At 54.0% G+C, this 15604-nt stretch carries 15 protein-coding genes; 12 read left to right on the top strand and 3 right to left on the bottom strand.

Annotation, left to right across the window (positions count from 1 at the left end):
• Nucleotides 1-63: 63 nt before the first annotated feature.
• From malK to ubiA, 5 genes are all read left to right on the top strand, one after another.
• Nucleotides 64-1173, top strand: a complete 1110-nt coding sequence (gene malK, locus AAEY27_RS20670) for a maltose/maltodextrin ABC transporter ATP-binding protein MalK (protein ID WP_342322653.1) — start codon at nt 64-66, stop codon at nt 1171-1173.
• 116 nt (nt 1174-1289) lie between these two features.
• Entirely contained in the window at nt 1290-2633 is a 1344-nt protein-coding gene (locus tag AAEY27_RS20665) for a maltoporin (RefSeq protein WP_342322652.1), read from the top strand.
• Nucleotides 2634-2740: 107 nt separating this feature from the next.
• Nucleotides 2741-3688: a maltose operon protein MalM gene (gene malM, locus AAEY27_RS20660; RefSeq protein ID WP_342322651.1), complete on the top strand. Its 948-nt coding sequence runs from the start codon at nt 2741-2743 to the stop codon at nt 3686-3688.
• Between the two features lie 182 nt (nt 3689-3870).
• On the top strand, nt 3871-4368 hold the full coding sequence (ubiC, locus tag AAEY27_RS20655; protein ID WP_342322650.1) for a chorismate lyase: 498 nt from the start codon (nt 3871-3873) through the stop codon (nt 4366-4368).
• 13 nt (nt 4369-4381) lie between these two features.
• A complete protein-coding gene (gene ubiA, locus AAEY27_RS20650) occupies nt 4382-5251 on the top strand; it encodes a 4-hydroxybenzoate octaprenyltransferase (protein ID WP_342322649.1) in 870 nt (289 codons plus the stop codon).
• A gap of 102 nt (nt 5252-5353) precedes the next feature.
• On the opposite strand, the gene plsB is transcribed toward ubiA, so the two are convergent.
• Nucleotides 5354-7777 carry a glycerol-3-phosphate 1-O-acyltransferase PlsB gene (plsB, locus tag AAEY27_RS20645; protein ID WP_342322648.1) on the bottom strand — a complete coding sequence of 808 codons (2424 nt, stop codon included), beginning with the start codon at nt 7775-7777 and terminating at the stop codon, nt 5354-5356.
• Nucleotides 7778-7906: 129 nt separating this feature from the next.
• Between plsB and AAEY27_RS20640 the strand changes: the two genes are divergently transcribed.
• The 4 genes from AAEY27_RS20640 to AAEY27_RS20625 all read left to right on the top strand — a co-directional run bounded on the left by AAEY27_RS20640 (nt 7907) and on the right by AAEY27_RS20625 (nt 10772).
• Entirely contained in the window at nt 7907-8275 is a 369-nt protein-coding gene (locus AAEY27_RS20640; protein ID WP_342322647.1) for a diacylglycerol kinase, read from the top strand.
• Nucleotides 8276-8383: 108 nt separating this feature from the next.
• Nucleotides 8384-8998: a transcriptional repressor LexA gene (gene lexA / locus AAEY27_RS20635; protein WP_342322646.1), complete on the top strand. Its 615-nt coding sequence runs from the start codon at nt 8384-8386 to the stop codon at nt 8996-8998.
• Between the two features lie 75 nt (nt 8999-9073).
• Nucleotides 9074-10408, top strand: coding sequence for an MATE family efflux transporter DinF (gene dinF / locus AAEY27_RS20630; protein WP_342322645.1), 1335 nt, complete (start codon nt 9074-9076; stop codon nt 10406-10408).
• Between the two features lie 154 nt (nt 10409-10562).
• Nucleotides 10563-10772, top strand: coding sequence for a CsbD family protein (locus tag AAEY27_RS20625; RefSeq protein ID WP_342322644.1), 210 nt, complete (start codon nt 10563-10565; stop codon nt 10770-10772).
• Nucleotides 10773-11096: 324 nt separating this feature from the next.
• Here AAEY27_RS20625 and zur read toward each other — a convergent pair whose 3' ends face one another.
• Nucleotides 11097-11612, bottom strand: a complete 516-nt coding sequence (gene zur / locus AAEY27_RS20620; protein WP_342322643.1) for a zinc uptake transcriptional repressor Zur — start codon at nt 11610-11612, stop codon at nt 11097-11099.
• Between the two features lie 280 nt (nt 11613-11892).
• Between zur and traF the strand changes: the two genes are divergently transcribed.
• Nucleotides 11893-13209 carry a conjugal transfer protein TraF gene (gene traF / locus AAEY27_RS20615; protein WP_342322642.1) on the top strand — a complete coding sequence of 439 codons (1317 nt, stop codon included), beginning with the start codon at nt 11893-11895 and terminating at the stop codon, nt 13207-13209.
• A 41-nt stretch (nt 13210-13250) separates the two neighbouring features.
• Here the strand turns inward: traF and ycaC are convergent, their stop codons facing one another.
• On the bottom strand, nt 13251-13874 hold the full coding sequence (gene ycaC, locus AAEY27_RS20610; protein ID WP_342322641.1) for an isochorismate family cysteine hydrolase YcaC: 624 nt from the start codon (nt 13872-13874) through the stop codon (nt 13251-13253).
• 259 nt (nt 13875-14133) lie between these two features.
• Between ycaC and dusA the strand changes: the two genes are divergently transcribed.
• The gene (gene dusA / locus AAEY27_RS20605) at nt 14134-15171 is read left to right on the top strand and encodes a tRNA dihydrouridine(20/20a) synthase DusA (protein ID WP_425294644.1); all 1038 of its coding nucleotides are present in this window, start codon (nt 14134-14136) and stop codon (nt 15169-15171) included.
• Nucleotides 15172-15307: 136 nt separating this feature from the next.
• Nucleotides 15308-15550 carry an envelope stress response protein PspG gene (pspG, locus tag AAEY27_RS20600; RefSeq protein ID WP_342322639.1) on the top strand — a complete coding sequence of 81 codons (243 nt, stop codon included), beginning with the start codon at nt 15308-15310 and terminating at the stop codon, nt 15548-15550.
• The last annotated feature ends 54 nt before the right edge of the window (nt 15551-15604 follow it).

Genomic DNA, 15604 nt, shown 5'->3' with positions numbered 1-15604 from the left:
CCCCATAGTCAGCCAATGTTGAAGGTATCTGTTGGTGACAGGTTGTAACGAAGGGAGAAGGGCATGGCGAGCGTAACGCTGCGTAATGTAACGAAAGCCTGGGGCGATGTGGTGGTCTCCAAAGAGATCAGTCTCGACATCCACGAAGGAGAATTCGTGGTGTTTGTCGGCCCGTCAGGCTGTGGTAAATCGACGCTGCTGCGCATGATTGCTGGGCTGGAAACGATTACCAGCGGGGATTTGCTGATTGGCGATGCCCGCATGAATGATGTGCCTCCTGCCGAACGCGGTGTCGGCATGGTGTTCCAGTCTTACGCGCTTTATCCGCATTTGTCGGTGGCGGAAAACATGTCTTTCGGTCTGAAGTTGGCGGGCGCGAAAAAAGATCTGATCAAATCGCGCGTGACGCAGGTGGCGGAAGTGCTGCAACTGGCGCATTTGCTGGAGCGCAAACCGAAAGCGCTTTCCGGCGGCCAGCGTCAGCGCGTGGCGATTGGCCGCACATTGGTCGCTGAACCCCGTGTTTTCCTGCTTGATGAACCGCTCTCCAACCTGGATGCCGCTCTGCGTGTGCAGATGCGCATTGAGATCTCCCGCCTGCATAAGCGCCTGGGCCGCACGATGATTTACGTCACCCACGATCAGGTCGAAGCGATGACGCTGGCCGACAAAATCGTGGTGCTGGATGCCGGGCGCGTGGCGCAGGTCGGCAAGCCGCTGGAACTTTATCACTACCCGGCAGACCGCTTTGTCGCCGGGTTTATCGGTTCGCCGAAGATGAACTTCCTGCCGGTAAAAGTGACCGCCACGGCCATTGAACAGGTGCAGGTTGAGCTACCGAACCGCCAGCGCGTGTGGCTGCCGGTGGACAGCGCCAATGTGCAGGTCGGCGCGAATATGTCGTTAGGCATTCGCCCGGAGCATCTGCTGCCCAGTGACATCGCCGATGTCACGCTGGAAGGCGAAGTGCAGGTCGTCGAACAACTTGGTCATGAAACACAGATTCATATCCAGATCCCCGCAATACGTCAGAACTTGGTGTACCGCCAGTCCGACGTGGTGCTGGTAGAAGAGGGTGCCACATTCGCCATCGGCTTACCGCCGGAGCGTTGTCATCTGTTTCGTGAAGATGGCACCGCCTGCCGCCGGTTGCATAAAGAACCTGGCGTTTAAGCATTCCAAATAAAACGTTTACACAAACCATTCGCGTTATATCGAGATAGCCAACAAAGAGATAGCGCGAAGGGGGGCGTGTAAAAAAGAAAAGCAAGCTCTCAGGAGATAGAACGATGATTACTCTGCGCAAACTTCCATTGGCTCTCGCCATTACGGCAGGCATTTTGTCTGCTCAGGCGGGCGCTGTCGACTTCAAAGGGTACGCGCGTTCCGGCATTGGCTGGACGGGCAGCGGCGGCGAGCAGCAATGCTTCCAGGCGACCGGTGCTCAAAGTAAATACCGTCTCGGTAACGAATGCGAAACCTATGCAGAATTAAAACTCGGTCAGGAAGTGTGGAAAGAAGGCGATAAAAGCTTCTATTTCGACACTAACGTCGCGTATTCCGTCGCTCAACAAAATGACTGGGAAGCCACCAGTCCGGCATTCCGTGAAGCGAACGTACAAGGTAAAAACCTGATTGACGCGCTGCCAGGCGCCACCATCTGGGCAGGTAAACGCTTCTACCAGCGTCATGACGTGCACATGATCGACTTCTACTACTGGGATATTTCTGGTCCTGGCGCCGGTCTGGAAAATGTCGATCTCGGCTTCGGTAAACTCTCTTTAGCCGCGACGCGTTCTTCCGAAGCGGGCGGTTCATCTACCTTCGCCAGCGACAGCATTTATGATTACACCGAAAAAACCGCGAACGATGTCTTCGATGTGCGTTTAGCGGAGATGGCAATCAACCCTGGCGGCACATTAGAACTGGGCGTGGATTACGGTCGTGCTAACACCCGTGACGGTTACCGTTTATTTGACGAGACCGAAACAAAAGATGGCTGGATGTTCACCGCAGAACACGTCCAGAGCATGTTGAAAGGCTATAACAAATTTATCGTTCAGTACGCGACCGATGCGCTGACTTCACAGGGCAAAGGGTTGTCTCAGGGCTCGGGTATTGGCATCGATAGCAACAGTAACTTGCCTTACAGCGCCAATAATAATGGTAGCCTGCTGCGTATCCTCGATCACGGCGCCATCTCTCTTGGCGATAGCTGGGACTTGATGTACGTCGGTATGTATCAGGATATCGATTGGGACAACAACAACGGCACCAAATGGTGGACCGTTGGTGTGCGCCCAATGTTCAAATGGACGCCAATCATGAGCACCCTGCTGGAAGTTGGCTATGACAACGTGAAGTCCCAGCGTACCAACGACACCAACAACCAGTACAAAATTACCCTTGCGCAACAATGGCAGGCTGGCGACAGCATCTGGTCCCGTCCGGCTATCCGCGTGTTCGCAACCTATGCGAAATGGGATGAAAAATGGGGTTACAACACTAACGGTACGCCGGCCACTAACGCCGACTACGCGCTGGCAACGCGCAATGGTACAGGCGGTCAGTCCTTTGGTCGTGGCGATAACGACGAGTGGACCTTCGGCGCGCAGATGGAAATCTGGTGGTAAGCGCGTCATCGCGTAATGTCTAAAAGAGGGGCGCAAGCCCCTCTACTCCTTACAAACAGCGCGCTATTGCCTGGCTACCGCTGTTTAGCATCATGAAGGTGATCACAATGAAAATGAAAAAAAACGTTATCGCTCTGTGTCTCTCTGCGGGTTTGCTCGCAGGCGCGCCGGGCGTCAGTCTGGCTGATGTCAATATCGTTCCGCAAAACACGGCGGCAGCACCGTCGATTCCGACTTCCGCATTACAGCAACTCACCTGGACGCCCGTTGATACGTCAAAAACCCAAACCGTTCAGCTGGCGACTGGCGGACAGCATCTGAACGTGGCGGGCATTAGCGGGCCAGTGGCGGCTTTCAGTGTTCCGGCCAATATTGGCGAGCTCACGTTGACGCTCTCCAGCGATGTGAATAAACAAACCGGCGTATTTGCACCGAACGTGCTGGTATTTGATCAAAATATGACGCCTGCTGCGTTCTTTCCGAGTAGTTACTTTACCTACCAGGAACCGGGCGTATTGAGCGCTGACCGGCTGGAGGGCGTTATGCGCCTGACGCCCGCGCTGGGTCAGCAAAAGCTCTATATTCTCGCGTTTACCACGGAAAGTGATTTGCAAAAAACCACCACGCTGCTCGATCCCGCCAAAGCCTATGCGAAGGGCGTGGGTAATGCGATTCCTTCCATTCCCGATCCGGTGGCTCGCCACATTGCCGATGGCGTTGTGAACCTGAAAGTGAAAAACAGCAGCGGCTCCAGCGTGCTGGTTGGCCCGCTGTTTGGTTCGTCCGCACCGAGCGCGGTGACGGTCGGCAACACGGCTGCACCGGCCTATAGCGCGCAGCCTGCGCCAGCACCGGTCGCCGCGCCTGCTCCGGCACCTGCGGCGAAAAGTGAGCCGATGCTTAACGATACGGAAAGCTATTTCAACCGTGCGATTAAAGAAGCTGCTGCCAAAGGTGATATCGATAAGGCGTTGAAATTATTGAATGAAGCAGAACGTCTCGGGTCGAAAACTGCCCGCGCCACTTTTATCAGCAGTGTAAAAGGCAAGGGGTAATCTCTCCCCGCAATGTTGATATTTGCAGTAACTGGTGCGTCGCCTGACGCACCTTTTTTTCCGGCGCAGATGCGCGCTGTTGCGTATCTGTTGCGCTGATGAAAACTGAAAGAACTTTTCCCGCCACCCGTTTGCCTGTTCTGCGATACACTATTGCTACGTTATGTACCGGAGAGTAAGGCATGTCACATCCTGCGCTTACGCAATTGCGTGCGCTGCGCTACCTGGACGCAATCCCCGCGCTTGAACCACAACTGCTGGACTGGCTGTTGCTGGAAGATTCGATGACCAAACGTTTTGAGCAACAGGGCAAAAAGGTCAGCGTCACATTGATTCGCGAAGGTTTTGTCACGCCAGACGAGATTGAACAAGAGCGCGACCAACTGCCGAAAGAGCCGCGTTACTGGCTGCGGGAAATCATTCTTTACGCAGATGATGTTCCCTGGCTCGCCGGGCGTACAGTGGTGCCGGAATCGACACTCAGCGGCCCGGAGCTGGCGCTGCAACAATTGGGTAAAACGCCGCTGGGGCGATATCTCTTTACCTCTTCTACGCTAACGCGTGACTTTATTGAAATTGGACGTCATGAGCAGTTGTGGGGACGCCGTTCCCGCCTGCGTCTGGGCGGAAAACCGTTGCTACTGACCGAACTGTTTTTGCCTGCGTCGCCGCTGTACTGAGAGGAATAAAAAAATGGAGTGGAGTCTCACGCAGAATAAGCTGTTGGCCTTTCATCGCCTGATGCGTACAGACAAACCGATTGGTGCGTTGTTGTTGTTGTGGCCGACGCTGTGGGCGCTGTGGGTGGCTACGCCCGGCGTGCCGCCGTGGTGGATTTTGTTAGTGTTTGTCGCGGGCGTGTGGCTGATGCGTGCCGCGGGTTGCGTGGTCAATGATTACGCCGATAGAAAATTTGACGGTCACGTTAAGCGCACGGCGAATCGCCCGTTGCCCAGCGGTGCCGTGACAGAGAATGAAGCGCGGGCGCTGTTTATCGTGCTGGTGCTGCTGGCGTTTGCGCTGGTGCTTACCCTGAATGTGATGACCATCCTGCTTTCGGTTGCCGCACTAGCGCTGGCGTGGGTCTACCCGTTTATGAAGCGCTACACGCATCTGCCGCAGGTGGTGCTGGGCGCGGCGTTTGGCTGGTCGATTCCGATGGCCTTCGCCGCCGTGAGTGAATCGGTGCCGCTGAGTTGCTGGGTAATGTTCCTCGCCAATATTCTGTGGGCGGTGGCTTACGACACGGAGTACGCGATGGTCGATCGCGATGATGACCTGAAGATTGGCATCAAATCGACGGCGATTTTGTTTGGTCGCCACGACAAGCTGATTATCGGTATTTTGCAGGCTATGGTGATGGCTCTGATGGCGGCGATTGGCTGGCTGAACGGGCTGGGTTGGATCTATTACACAACGGTGCTGGCGGCGGGCGCGCTGTTTGTTTACCAGCAGGTGCTGATTGCGGGCCGCGAACGCGATGCCTGTTTTAAAGCATTTTTGAACAATAACTACGTTGGGCTGGTGCTGTTTTTAGGGCTGGCGTTGAGCTACCTGCGCTGATTTAACGCTGTTTTGTGTTGCATGCCGGATGGCGGCTATGCCTTATCCGGCCGACAAAACCTCATTGGCCCGGTAAACATAGCGCCACCGGGCCATGGGTTATCACGCTTCTGCTTGTGTCGCGCTCTCAATCGTCAAACGCACATCCGACGTCATCAACTCTGCCAACATCTGATATACAGCTAACGTCCGCGACGGATCGGCATCGCCGGTATCGCTGATGTAGCCTTCATCGCGCAGCGTCAACACCAGCGTACTGAACACCGCTTTATCGAAGAATTCCGGCGCGTTGATGCCATGCAGCACCGACAAACGCTGAGCCAGCGTACGGCTCTCTTTCTCCAGTGTACTGCGGTTCATTGACGGGGTCGCACTCAGCAGCCAGAAGGTAATGGCGTAACGCTGCAAGGTTTCGCGCGCGCCAGCCGCCAGCAACTGCAAGGTGCGGGAATGCGCCGGGTTGATGCTCAGGCGATCCTCTTTGATGATGATCAGACCCTGGCGCAGCAACTCTTGTGTCAGGTTCTCCAGTACTTCCGCCAGCTCTGCTTTTTCCCAACGCAGGAACAGCTCGGCTTTTAACATCGGATAGAGCAACTCGACGTAGCGCAGGATCTCACTGCGGGAAATCGCGCGATGCTGAGTCACAATGGCTGCTACCAGCGATGGCAGCATCAGCATGTGTGCGATGTTGTTGCGGTAATAAGTCATCAGCACTGCCTGCTCGCGCGGCAGAATGATGATATCGCCGATGGTGTCTTTCTCGACCTCGAACTTGTTCATCTGCAGCGCGTGATCGATAAGCTGTGCCGCGCTGGCGGCCGGGGCCGTTGAATCCGGGGAATACGGCACGTTACGCATCAAATCGAGGTAGCAATTGAGCTGTTCGGTCAGTTGCTCGCGGGTCAGCGAACGCTGACGCGATGCCAGCAGCGCCGTACAACACAGGTTCATGGCGTTCGCCGCGCCCGCGTTATTAATGCGCACCATCAGATCGGCGGCAATGTTATTCACCGTTGGCGTCAGCCATGCCGGGCGGATAGCTTCAATCGGATCGATCGATTCGCGCCACTCCGGCACATGGTGGTTCAGGTAGTTCATCAACGGAATAGGCTCGCCGAAGTTCACATACCCCTGACCCAGGTTACGCAGCTTGCTCAGGCCGCGCACCATCTGCAACAGGCTCTCTTTCTCTTTGGTCGCGCCGCGCAGTTCTTTGGCGTAGGTCCCGACTTCCATCACATGCTCATAGCCGATATAAATCGGCACCAGCGTGATGGGGCGCGTGCCGCCGCGCAGCATCGCCTGGATAGTCATCGACAGCGTACCGGTTTTCGGATCCAGCAAACGCCCGGTGCGTGAACGACCGCCTTCGACGAAATATTCCACCGAATAACCGCGGCTGAACAACTCGCCCAGATATTCGCGGAACACCGTGGAATAGAGCTTGTTGCCTTTAAAGGTACGGCGAATAAAGAAGGCGCCCAGGCGGCGGAAAATCGGCCCGGCGGGCCAGAAATTCAGGTTGATACCGGCGGCAATATGCGGCGGCACCAGCCCCTGGTGATAGAGCACGTACGAGAGCAGCAGATAGTCCATATGGCTGCGGTGGCAGGGCACATAGACAATTTCGTGGCCATCGTGCGCTAGCTGACGCACGCGCTCGGCGTTATGCACGTTGATGCCCTGATAGAGACGGTTCCAGGTGAAGCCAAGGATACGGTCGGTCAGGCGAATCATCTCGTAGGAGAAGTTGGCGGCAACCTCTTCCATCAAGGCGATGGCGTTTTGCTGCGCTTTATCATGAGAGATTTTTTTGCTGCGCGCTTCATCTTCGACCGCGCGGGCAATCGCTTTGGACGAAAGCAGTTTATTGAACAGATCCTGGCGTGCCGGCAGGCGAGGGCCAACCGCAGCCAGGCGTTGACGGGCGAAGTGCATACGCGCCACGCGCGCCAGTTTCTGCGCGATGATTTTATCCGTGCCGTGTTCGGTCGCCATACGGCGCAGCGAAACCGGCGGAGAGAAACGCACAAAGCTGTCGCGGCCAAGCCAGGAGACAGCAAAGAATTTTTGGATGCCATTCAGCATGCGTAACGGCGGGTTGATTTCGCCTTTTTCACGCCCTGGCGAGCGGCCAAACATCACCGACACCGGCACCATTTGCACATCCAAATCAGGATGGCTGCGGTGCAAATCCAGGTAGTCGTGAAACAGTTTGATCGACTCTTCTTTCGGCGTGTAATAGGTGAATACACGCGGGCCGCCGTGGATAAACACGAAACGTGGTAACAGCGCGCCGTCGATTTCCAGCGGTTCCAGGGGATCGGGCAATTCATGTGCCAGACACTGAGCGCGCAAAGTCATCAAGTCAGCCTTAGAGTTATAAGGCAACACGTACATGATGGGACGTGATGTATCGAGACCCAGTTCCTGTGCAGGTTCTGCAGGAATCGATTTACTTTTTACCAGCACGCTTAATGGTAAATTCAGTAATTTGTAGTAAATTCGTGGCCAGCCGGACATAAAGGATGTAAAGCCTCTGGTTAATAGTGCCATTGCGCCGCAAGAATATCAGAAAGCGCGCATAATTTCTGTTGTACTGCTACGCGCTTGCGTAGACATTGACGCTTAATTTTTAAAAAGGTTCTTTTAATGGCCAATAATAGCACCGGACTCACCCGGATCATTAAAGCCGCGGGATATTCCTGGAAAGGTATACGTGCCGCCTGGATCAATGAAGCCGCATTTCGACAGGAGGCGGTGGCGGTCATTCTGGCTATTATTATTGCCGCCTTTTTGGATATCGACGCGATAACCCGTGTCCTGTTAATTGGCTCCGTTACGCTGGTGATGATTGTCGAAATCCTCAATAGCGCCATCGAAGCGGTGGTCGACCGTATAGGTTCTGAATTCCATGAGCTTTCCGGCCGGGCAAAAGATATGGGGTCGGCGGCGGTGCTGATGTCGATTCTACTGGCGCTGTTTACCTGGATCTCGCTGCTTTGGTCGCATTTTCGATAGGGGTTCCATAATTCGATAACGCCCTGGTTTTTTACTTAATTTTGGTTTCAAAATCGCCGTTAACTGTATATACTCACAGCATAACTGTATATACACCCAGGGGGCGGGATGAAAGCATTAACGGCCAGGCAGCAAGAGGTGTTCGATCTTATTCGCGATCGTATCACCCAAACCGGTATGCCACCGACGCGTGCGGAAATCGCACAGCAATTGGGGTTCCGTTCCCCAAATGCAGCCGAAGAACACCTTAAAGCGCTGGCACGCAAAGGGGTGATCGAAATCGTATCTGGCGCATCACGTGGTCTTCGCCTGCTGGTGGAAGAAGAAAATGATGCCGGGCTGCCGCTGATTGGTCGCGTCGCTGCGGGTGAACCGCTGCTGGCGCAACAGCATATCGAAGGCCACTATCAGGTCGATCCCAGCCTTTTTAAACCGCATGCGGATTTCCTGCTGCGCGTTAGCGGTATGTCGATGAAAGATATCGGTATTATGGACGGCGATCTGCTGGCGGTGCATAAAACGCAGGATGTACGTAACGGCCAGGTGGTTGTGGCGCGTATCGAAGACGAAGTAACCGTTAAGCGCCTGAAAAAGCAGGGCAACACCGTTGAACTGTTACCGGAAAACACCGACTTTTCCCCAATTGTTGTCGACCTGCGCGATCAAAACTTCACCATTGAAGGGCTGGCGGTTGGCGTCATCCGCAACGGTGAATGGCTGTAACGCCCACTTTCTCTGCTGCGGTGCAGTATTTCGCGCCGCAGCGTCATTCTATTCTCATCCATTAACGCTCATGCTATGCCGCTGCTGACCGCATCCGACAAAGCTCTGTGGCGGCTCGCGCTGCCCATGATCTTCTCTAACATCACTGTCCCACTGTTGGGGCTGGTGGATACCGCTGTTATTGGGCATCTCGATAGTCCCGTTTATCTCGGCGGCGTGGCGATTGGCGCAACGGCAACCAGCTTCTTATTTATGCTGCTGCTGTTTCTGCGCATGAGCACGACCGGTCTTACCGCTCAGGCTTTCGGCGCGAAAAACGCCTTCGCGCTAGCGCGCGCACTTGTGCAGCCTCTTTTACTGGCACTTGGCGCGGGTGTTCTGATTGTTTTGCTACGCACACCCCTTATCGATCTTGCTTTGCATATCACCGGCGGAAGCGAGGCTGTGTTATTTCAGGCGCGGCGTTTTCTTGAAATTCGCTGGCTCAGTGCGCCCGCGTCGCTGGGGAATCTGGTGCTGCTCGGCTGGCTACTTGGTGTGCAGTATGCCCGCGCACCGGTGATCCTGCTGGTGGTGGGCAACGTCTTCAATATCGTGCTCGATTTATGGCTGGTTATGGGTCTGCATATGAATGTGCAGGGCGCGGCGCTCGCCACGGTGATTGCCGAATATGTGACGTTTGCTATCGGGTTGCTGATGGTCTGGCAGGTGTTGCAGCGGCGGGGCATCGCGTTGTCGATGCTAAAAAATGCCTGGCGCGGTGGTGTCCGGCGTTTGCTGGCGCTGAACCGCGACATCATGTTGCGCTCGCTGTTGCTGCAACTCTGCTTCGGTTCGATAACAGTGTTGGGTGCGCGTCTTGGCAGTGAGACGGTCGCCGCCAATGCGGTGCTGATGATGTTTCTGACCTTCACCGCCTATGCGCTGGACGGCTTTGCTTACGCGGTTGAAGCGCATTCCGGGCAGGCTTACGGTGCGCGCGATGGCAGCCAGTTGCTGCATATCTGGCGAGCCGCATGCCGTCAGGCCGGGCTTGTCGCCGTGGCTTTCGCCGCCGTTTATGCGCTGGCGGGCAAGCCGATCATTGCGCTATTAACCTCTTTGCCAGAGCTGCAACAGCTCGCCGGGCATTACCTGATCTGGCAAGTTGTTCTGCCGCTGGTGGGTGTGTGGTGTTATTTGTTAGATGGCATGTTCGTTGGCGCCACGCGCGCCGCTGAGATGCGAAACAGTATGGCGATCGCCGCGGCGGGTTTTGCCGTCACGCTTCTGACAGTACCTGTGCTTGGCAACCACGGTTTATGGTTATCGCTGGCCGTGTTTCTGGCGTTGCGCGGCCTGACGCTTGCGCTGGTGTGGCGACGTCACTGGCGTAATGGCAGCTGGTTTGCCGCTGTCGACCACTCTTGATCACGCTTTTTCTCGACTCGCACTCACTATTTCTTGTCGTTTGGATGGGTGAAGATTCCGAATATGAAACATTATGCGGAATCCTTAACTACAATAATCATTACGTTCAGCACAACGAGAACGTTATTTTTAACCGAACGATAAGGAGTCAACTATGAATAAAGACGAAGTCGGCGGTAACTGGAAACAGTTCAAAGGTACTGTTAAAGAGAAATGGGGCAAACTCACCGATGACGATATGACGGTCATCGAAGGTAAACGTGAGCAGCTGGTTGGTAAAATCCAGGAGCGTTACGGTTACGCAAAAGATCAGGCGGAGAAGGAAGTTACGGATTGGGAAACGCGTAACGATTACCGCTGGTAGCAAGCACTCCCCCTCAAAGTGTTAAGTTTTAAAGGCTACCCTGCCCGAAGGTACAAGGATGTACCATCCCTTATCTCCCTTTATCTTTCACGTTTTATCGGCGTTTGCTGCACTTACTCACACGGGTCACATACTGATGTATGCTCCCCAATCCCTTTATCTTTCACGTTTTTTCTGCGTTGGCTACGCTTACTCACAAGAGTCACATACTTGAGTATGCTCCTCTTGATTCGTGCGCTTGCCGCCTTGCTAAAACGCGAAATCTTTCGGGATATAGAAAGTGAAAGACGCGAAAAGCGAAAAATAATAGAAGAAAATAAGTAGTTAGCGTGGTTTCTTTTTAACTTGAATGCTGTGGTCATGCTGGCAATCACTGTGATGACGGCAAGATTCCACTTCCACGCAGGCCGCGCACAAACCATGCGCTTCAATCACGTTATGGCGCAGGGCAAAGCCCATTTTCGCCGCCAGCGCGTGCATAATATCTTCCACGCCTTCTGCTTGTTCTTCCTTTACCGAACCGCAGCGATCGCAAATAAACATGGCGGATGTGTGCGTCGGTTGATCGAAAAGATGGCACAGCACATAGCTGTTTGCTGACTCCACCTTGTGAACAAAGCCTTGCTCCAGCAGGAAATCAAGGGCGCGATAAACGGTTGGTGGCTTAGCCTGTGGTTCGCTTTCACGTAACAGATCGAGCAGGTCATAGGCGCTAATCGCACCTTGTTGCAGGCTCAATAACCGCAATACCTCAAGACGCTGCGGAGTCAGGCGCACATTGCGCTGTGCGCATAGCTTTTCAGCCTGCACTAACATCTCTTGCGAAGTGGTCTTATCCATTGGCGCTCTCTGGTCGGTGGAAACACAAGAGCCACACTTTACCATGTCCTACCCGAAACGCCGAGATCGCCGCCCGCAATCTCCTTTCGCTGTTTGCTACCCGAAACGCCTATCCTCTTCTATAAATAGGAGTGTTATCTCTAAAACAACAATATTCGCGCGCGGCAAGACGTTCGAAAGAGTTAGCCCCATTTTTTGATGTTATTCACAGCAATAGTGCATTCCTGTTTGTGCGAAAACTAACAGGCTTAAATACTCATCTGGCTACGAGACACATACTGTGGAAAAAAAATGTAAACTTTCGGTGGTCGCGATCGCTGTCTCCTTTTTTGTGGCAAATCAGGCGGGAGCAGCAAATACCTGGGCAGAAGCACGCAATGATGCAATGGGGGGAACAGGCGTTGCCTCCGCGAATTACGGCAGTGGAGCATTGATTAACCCGGCGTTGCTGGCAAAAGCACAACCGGAAGACGATATAACGGTTATTCTTCCTTCCATTCAGGCGCAAATTACCGATAAAGATAATCTGCGCGATGAAATTGACCACATCAATGACAAGATCGATGACTATAAAGACGTTGTTGATAACCTCACCGCTGCGCAAATCATTGCCGACCCGCTCGGTACGGTAAACCAATTCCAGAGCGCGGCGAAAGATCTCGCCGATGAACTGGTCTTTCTGAAAGGCAAAACCGCACAAGCGAAAGCCGCTGCCGGGCTTGCCGTCAGCATTCCCAATGATGTGCTCTCCGTCGCCTTTGTCACCAAAGCGTATGCGCATGCACGCGTCAGCTCCAATATCGATCAGCAAGATATTGATTACCTGCGCAGCATTCAAAACAGCACCACCGTCGCGGTTGGCGAAGCGTTGAACGCGGCGTTATCGCCGAACGGCAGCGATGAGATAACTCAAAACCTGAACTCGACCGCCGCAGGCCGCGCCGCCATTGTTTCAGATTTCGGTATAGCGATGGCGCGTCAGTTTGATGTCGGCGGCGTGCCGTTATCCATCGGTATGACGCCGAAACTGCAAAAAACCTGGGTCTACAACTACACGGCGTCGATTTACGACTACGACAGCAGCGACTGGAACAGCAGCCGCTACCGCAAGGATGACACCGGTTTTAACATCGATGTCGGCATGGCGGCCGATTTTGGCGATAACGTAACGGTCGGTTTAACCGGGCAGAACCTGATTTCCCGCGATATCGACACCCAAAACGTGTATATCCGTAACGGCCGCACGGGCGTTGTCACCAACTACAAAGATACCTACCAGATTAGCCCAGTGGTGACCGCAGGCGCGGCATGGCACAACGATTTAGTGACCCTGAGCGCGGACGGTGATTTAACCGAGACCAAAGGCTTTAAGAGCGAAGAGAACTCGCAGTATGTGGGTGTCGGTGCGGAAGTGCGCCCGCTTAACTGGCTGGCGGTGCGCGCTGGTTATCGCGCAGATGTCAAAGGCGATGACAAAAACGTCTTCACCGGCGGTGTCGGTTTCGCGCCGTTTAACCGGGTTCATATCGATTTAATGGGCCTGGTTGGCGAAGATGAAACCTGGGGGGCGGGCGCGCAGTTTAGCCTGACATTCTAAGGATCGACCGGAGGCGCAGCGCCTCCGGTTTTCGTCTGCGGTTATTTGTTGCTGAGCGTGTTGTAGCTGGTCATCAGGTTGCGGTAGTCCGGAATATGGTTGGAGAACAGATTACCCAGACCTTCAATATCGTTACGCCAGTCGCGATGTAACTCGCACGCGACACCAAACCAGGTCATTAGCTGTGCTCCGGCTTGTGACATGCGATCCCATGCCGAATGCCGGGTGATTTCATTGAACGTTCCCGACGCGTCGGTTACAACAAACACCTCGTAACCTTCTTCCAGTGCGGACAACGCGGGGAAAGCCACGCAAACTTCCGTCACTACGCCCGCGATAATCAGCTGTTTTTTACCCGTCGCTTTCACGGCTTTCACGAACTCTTCGTTATCCCAGGCGTTGATATTGCCGGGCCGCGCAATATAAGGCGCATTGGGAAATTGCGTTTTCAATTCAGGGACAAGAGGGCCATTCGGACCTGTTTCGAAACTGGTCGTTAAAATGGTGGGAAGCTTAAAATATTTCGCGAGATCGCCTAATGCCAACACGTTGTTTTTGAACTTGTCAGGATCGATATCTCTCACCAGGGACAGCAAACCCGTTTGGTGATCGACGAGCAGAACAGCAGCATTATTTTTATCGAGGCGAACATAAGGTGTGGTCATTTTTCAACTCCTTTTCCGTGATGGTAGTGAACAGCGCTCAGCTATTTACATGCATTTCCTATGACTACCAAAAATGATAGGTGTTGATTCAAATTTGTACAAATAAAGGTGAAAAGATAACCCGGTATAGCCAACTGCACTCCACCGGGTTTAAGGCGTTTCACTATGCTAGAATGACGCCCCGCGATTTCAGGAGCCGGTATCAGCCGCGCCTTGAGTGGGCGCGGTGACGAGATAATGATTTTATAACGGCCAAAAAATGCACGGTAATCCTGATATGACAAACACCCCTCAAACCCGCGTAACGACCACCGATTCTGCTTCTCATTGGCCCGGTCGCTTTAGCGTTGCGCCCATGCTGGACTGGACCGACAGACATTGCCGCTACTTTTTGCGCCTGTTGTCACGCCAGACGCTGCTGTACACCGAAATGGTGACCACCGGCGCGATTATTCATGGCAAAGGGGATTATCTGGCCTACAGCGAAGAAGAACATCCGGTCGCGTTGCAGCTTGGCGGCAGCGATCCGGCGCAACTGGCTCACTGTGCGAAGCTCGCTGAAGTGCGCGGTTATGATGAAATCAATCTCAATGTCGGCTGTCCGTCCGATCGCGTGCAGAATGGTCGTTTCGGCGCCTGCCTGATGGGTGAAGCGCAATTGGTGGCGGACTGTATCAAAGCGATGCGCGACGTGGTTTCCATTCCAGTGACCGTGAAAACGCGTATCGGCATTGACGATCAGGACAGCTACGAATTTCTCTGCGACTTTATCAATACTGTTGCCGGTAAAGGCGAGTGCGAAAGCTTTATTATCCACGCCCGTAAAGCCTGGCTTTCCGGCTTAAGCCCGAAAGAGAATCGCGAAATTCCGCCGCTGGATTACCCGCGTGTTTATCAGCTCAAACGCGATTTCCCGCACTTAAAAATGGCGATCAATGGCGGCATCAAGTCGCTGCAAGACGCCAAAACGCACCTCGAACATCTGGATGGCGTGATGGTCGGGCGTGAAGCCTACCAGAACCCCGGCATTCTGGCGTCGGTGGACCGCGAGATCTTCGGCGCGACTCGCGCAGATGCCGATCCCGTCGCGGTGGTGCGCGCCATGTATCCGTACATTGAGCGCGAACTGAGCCAGGGCGCTTATCTCGGCCATATCACCCGCCATATGTTGGGCCTGTTCCAGGGCGTACCGGGCGCGCGCCAATGGCGTCGTTACCTGAGTGAGAATGCCCATAAAGCTGGCGCAGATATCCATGTTGTCGAGCACGCGCTCAACCTGGTGGCGTCAAAGCGTTAAGAATTCACTAAAAGATGGTCAATTTCACCAAATCCCGCTCGTTCGCTGCGGGGTTTTTTATTACTAAATCAGTAGGTTAGTTTTGGCATAGTTCTTGTAATGGGGAAGGGAGTTACCGATTTCTCAGGAGAATCTCATGCCGGAACTACTGTTTATTGTTGGGTTTTTTATCATGCTGCTGTTCACCGGCATTTCACTGCTGGGGATTATCGCAGCATTGCTGGTGGCGACCGCAGTGATGTTTCTCGGCGGGCTTTTTACGTTGATGATTAAGTTATTGCCCTGGCTGCTGTTGGCCGTGGCGATTGTCTGGGTGATTCGGGCTGTCAAAGCGCCAAAGGTTCCACGTTATCAACGCAATAACCGCTGGCGTTACTAAAGTATTGCGTGGTTCGTCACATCCCTGAGACATTTCCAGGCACATTGCTTAGAA

This window comes from Kosakonia sp. BYX6 (assembly GCF_038449125.1).
Lineage (GTDB): Bacteria > Pseudomonadota > Gammaproteobacteria > Enterobacterales > Enterobacteriaceae > Kosakonia > Kosakonia calanthes.
This window is presented reverse-complemented; position numbering and strand designations above follow the sequence as displayed.

Coding starts and splice junctions, on each gene's coding strand:
- ycaC (WP_342322641.1), bottom strand. CDS start 13,874: ATGACCACACCTTATGTTCGCCTCGATAAAAATAATGCTGCTGTTCTG.
- pspG (WP_342322639.1), top strand. CDS start 15,308: ATGCCGGAACTACTGTTTATTGTTGGGTTTTTTATCATGCTGCTGTTC.
- zur (WP_342322643.1), bottom strand. CDS start 11,612: ATGGATAAGACCACTTCGCAAGAGATGTTAGTGCAGGCTGAAAAGCTA.
- dusA (WP_425294644.1), top strand. CDS start 14,134: ATGCACGGTAATCCTGATATGACAAACACCCCTCAAACCCGCGTAACG.
- ubiA (WP_342322649.1), top strand. CDS start 4,382: ATGGAGTGGAGTCTCACGCAGAATAAGCTGTTGGCCTTTCATCGCCTG.
- malM (WP_342322651.1), top strand. CDS start 2,741: ATGAAAATGAAAAAAAACGTTATCGCTCTGTGTCTCTCTGCGGGTTTG.
- dinF (WP_342322645.1), top strand. CDS start 9,074: ATGCCGCTGCTGACCGCATCCGACAAAGCTCTGTGGCGGCTCGCGCTG.
- plsB (WP_342322648.1), bottom strand. CDS start 7,777: ATGTCCGGCTGGCCACGAATTTACTACAAATTACTGAATTTACCATTA.
- AAEY27_RS20665 (WP_342322652.1), top strand. CDS start 1,290: ATGATTACTCTGCGCAAACTTCCATTGGCTCTCGCCATTACGGCAGGC.
- AAEY27_RS20625 (WP_342322644.1), top strand. CDS start 10,563: ATGAATAAAGACGAAGTCGGCGGTAACTGGAAACAGTTCAAAGGTACT.
- AAEY27_RS20640 (WP_342322647.1), top strand. CDS start 7,907: ATGGCCAATAATAGCACCGGACTCACCCGGATCATTAAAGCCGCGGGA.
- ubiC (WP_342322650.1), top strand. CDS start 3,871: ATGTCACATCCTGCGCTTACGCAATTGCGTGCGCTGCGCTACCTGGAC.
- malK (WP_342322653.1), top strand. CDS start 64: ATGGCGAGCGTAACGCTGCGTAATGTAACGAAAGCCTGGGGCGATGTG.
- lexA (WP_342322646.1), top strand. CDS start 8,384: ATGAAAGCATTAACGGCCAGGCAGCAAGAGGTGTTCGATCTTATTCGC.